The sequence below is a fragment of the Streptomyces sp. NPDC006265 genome (genome assembly GCF_040613555.1).
Lineage (GTDB): Bacteria > Actinomycetota > Actinomycetes > Streptomycetales > Streptomycetaceae > Streptomyces.
In genome coordinates this window covers 1-2,813 of the sequence record NZ_JBEXSH010001046.1, presented here as the reverse complement: position 1 = coordinate 2,813, position 2,813 = coordinate 1, and the positions used below count along the sequence as shown (strand labels likewise).

The window sequence follows — 2,813 nt, the reverse complement described above, 5'->3', positions numbered from 1 at the left end:
CGGCCCGACGACACCGCGGCCGCCGAACTGATCCGCACCCAGCTGTGGCCCCACCCTTCCTGGGCGAGGCGGACCCGGCGGTGCTTTTCCTGCATACGGCGGGGTACGTGCACTTCCCACGTGTGGTCACGGAGGTGGCGTTTCAGCTCCCCGTCGATGGTGGGAACGGCGTACGACAAGAAGGCGTGACCACGCTCGGGGTCGAAACGGTCGACCGCCTTGACCAGACCGAGACACGCCACCTGGTAGAGGTCTTCGCGACTGTCGAGCGGTGAGCCGTAGCGACGCGCCATCCGCCGGGCCACCGGAAGGAAGGCTCTGATCACGGCCTCTCGCAGTTCCGCCCGCTCCGGACCTGGGGGGCAGTCGGCCATCCGACGCACGAGTTCTTCCTCGGTTGTCATGTGGGTCTGGGTCGTGAGCATGGCATTTCCCACTTCATGCGCGACGGAGGCGATGCCTGCACTTGCGGGCACCGTCGGGCTGTTCGTCTGGCACGACCCGGGTGCCCCGCAATATTTGCCCTATGCAAAATAACGGGGATTCTCCGTGCGTACCGGGTACTCCCTGGTCCCAAGAGCACCAGCCGATGTGAAGGGCGGGACATGGAACATCACGCACAACCGGCGGCCTGGATGGAGGCGCTCGGCTGGCTGAGCCTTGCCGTGGCTTTCGCCAGCGCCCTGTTCATCATCGTCGACATCTTCGGCCGCGGTTACCGCCAAAAGATGTGGATCATGAATGTGGTCTACCCGGTCACCGCGCTGTACTGGGGACCGGTCGCACTGTGGTTCTACGTGGTCCACGGGCGACGGGACTCCCAGCCGGTCCTGGAGAAGCAGGGAGCGCCGGATCCAGAGCGGATGCCCAGGTGGACCGTGCTCTCCAAGGCGATCAGTCACTGCGGTGCGGGCTGCACACTGGGCGACATCGCCGCTGAGTGGCTGGTGTTCGCCACAGGCCTGACGATCGCCGGCAAAGCGCTCTACGCCGACTTCGCGCTCGACTTCGCCTTCGCCTGGGTGCTGGGGGTGATCTTCCAGTACTTCACCATTGTGCCGATGCGGAACATCGGCCGCGCGAGGGGGATCTGGGCCGCGGTCAAGGCGGACACGCTGTCCATCGTTGCCTTCCAGGTCGGCCTGTTCCTGGGGATGTGGATCTACCAGGAACTGCTCTTCGCGCCCGGGCTTCCCAAGACGACGGCGACCTACTGGATGCTGATGCAGGTTTCGATGGTGTTCGGGTTCTTCACGGCCTGGCCGGTCAATGCCTGGCTGGTGCGCAAGGGCTGGAAGGAGAAGATGTAGGCCGGGACGCCCCGGCACCGCGAGCCCGTGCGCGACCAGGAAGCCTCAGGGGAGCGACGCGCCCTGCAGCACGCCGGACCCCCCGGTAGAAGAGTCGACCTGCGCGCAGAATGAGCAGGCCGAGGCGGCACACGTCGGTCGATCAACTCACGAGGAGGTCAGCGACATGCATGTCCGGTACCTGGCGCACGGGATGCGGGCCTCGCTCCGCAACAACGGGCAGGCCTACGGGTTCTCCGTTTCGATCACTGTCGCCCTGGGCCTCCTGAACGTCGAGGCCAAGGTGTCCGGAGTGGCGCATCTTGTCTACTTCGCCTTGGGTGCGGCCGTCGCGTTCAGCGCGCTCGAACTGCTGGCGTCGAGAAGTTTCCGCAGGCCGCTGGAGAAGGAGCCGAGCACCGTCACGGCGCTGGGCGTCTCGCTCAGCCTGGCGTCCGTGGGCGCTTCGGCGGTGCTGGCCTGGGGCATCGCACACTTCGTCCGGGGGCGTGCTCGCCTGGCCGTTGACCGCCTTCGTGGTGTCGGTGGTCTACTGCGCGGTGGCCGGCATGGAACTGGGCCTGGCCCAGCGTGCCATGGAGTCGTCGTCGCACGGCGACGAGACGCAGCGGGAGACCGAGACGGAGGAGCGGGAGAGCCGCGGTGGCCACGAGAAGGAGTAGGAGCTGCGCACACCACCAGGACGACATCCCTCGGCCCGGCGCGCCCGGGGGCGATCGGCTTCTCCTGCTTGGTGAAACGGGTGGCGCCGCCCGTCCGTCGTGAGGCCGCGGAACGGACCGCACGCAGTGCGCCGATCGCTTGGTGGGTGCCTCGGTGACCGTCTGAGCGAAGACGGCTCCGAGATGGGCAGCGGCGTCGCCGACGACCGGTAGCGTGCCGCGGCCCGACCGGCTCAGTCCGTCGGCGGCGTCGTGGTGGAAACGGGCAGAGGCTCCACGGCGGTGCCGACCCGCCGGGTGCCGCGACACGGGCGCCTGCGGCGGGGCCTTCGAGGTCGATGCCGCGGCGGCGCGGCTTGAGCCTGTGGACCTTGTCGTCGGACCGTGCGGGGTGGGGGCGGTGGCCGGCGCGATCGCCGGTATCAGCGGCAGGAGAATCGAACGGCGCTCCGGGGGCGTCCGCCTGGCGTGGTGCACGCGGGTGCTACCAGCCGCGTAGCCGGGGGTGGAGGGCTGAAGCCGTCCGTGGCGCGGAGCGAGGCCGGCGCCTGCCCCGTGTAAAGGGCGTGCTTCCCGGGCGGAACACGGCGCCGAACCCCTGGACCTGCGCGTATGGCCCCGAAAACACCCGAACAGCCCGGCACGAGCCGGTTTATGGGCCGATGGGGGGAGGCACCCAGAGGGTGCACTGTCCGCATGACTCGATCAGGAGACGTCCATGAACCAAGTCGCCGATTACGTGCTGCAGCGCCTGACCGAGTGGGGTGTGCAGCGGGTTTACGGCTATCCGGGTGATGGGATCAACGGTCTGCTGGGTGCCTTCGACCGGGCCGAGGGTGAG

At 68.2% G+C, this 2,813-nt stretch carries 4 protein-coding genes; 2 read left to right on the top strand and 2 right to left on the bottom strand.

What is annotated here, in order from left to right; genetic code table 11:
* Positions 1 to 404: sigma-70 family RNA polymerase sigma factor (locus tag ABZ281_RS44930; protein WP_356664110.1), on the bottom strand; the 404-nt coding region annotated here is incomplete at its 3' end.
* Between the two features lie 201 nt (positions 405 to 605).
* Between ABZ281_RS44930 and ABZ281_RS44925 the strand changes: the two genes are divergently transcribed.
* Positions 606 to 1,310, top strand: a complete 705-nt coding sequence (locus ABZ281_RS44925) for a DUF4396 domain-containing protein (RefSeq protein WP_356664108.1) — start codon at positions 606 to 608, stop codon at positions 1,308 to 1,310.
* A gap of 306 nt (positions 1,311 to 1,616) precedes the next feature.
* On the opposite strand, the gene ABZ281_RS44920 is transcribed toward ABZ281_RS44925, so the two are convergent.
* A complete protein-coding gene (locus tag ABZ281_RS44920; RefSeq protein WP_356664107.1) occupies positions 1,617 to 1,778 on the bottom strand; it encodes a hypothetical protein in 162 nt (53 codons plus the stop codon).
* Positions 1,779 to 1,798: 20 nt separating this feature from the next.
* Here ABZ281_RS44920 and ABZ281_RS44915 point away from each other — a divergent pair, with 20 nt between their 5' ends.
* Positions 1,799 to 1,972, top strand: coding sequence for a hypothetical protein (locus ABZ281_RS44915; RefSeq protein WP_356664105.1), 174 nt, complete (start codon positions 1,799 to 1,801; stop codon positions 1,970 to 1,972).
* The last annotated feature ends 841 nt before the right edge of the window (positions 1,973 to 2,813 follow it).

Bases quoted from the DNA above. Each gene is read 5' to 3' on its own strand.
- ABZ281_RS44925 (WP_356664108.1), top strand. From the start codon at position 606: ATGGAACATCACGCACAACCGGCGGCCTGGATGGAGGCGCTCGGCTGG.
- ABZ281_RS44920 (WP_356664107.1), bottom strand. From the start codon at position 1,778: ATGCCCCAGGCCAGCACCGCCGAAGCGCCCACGGACGCCAGGCTGAGC.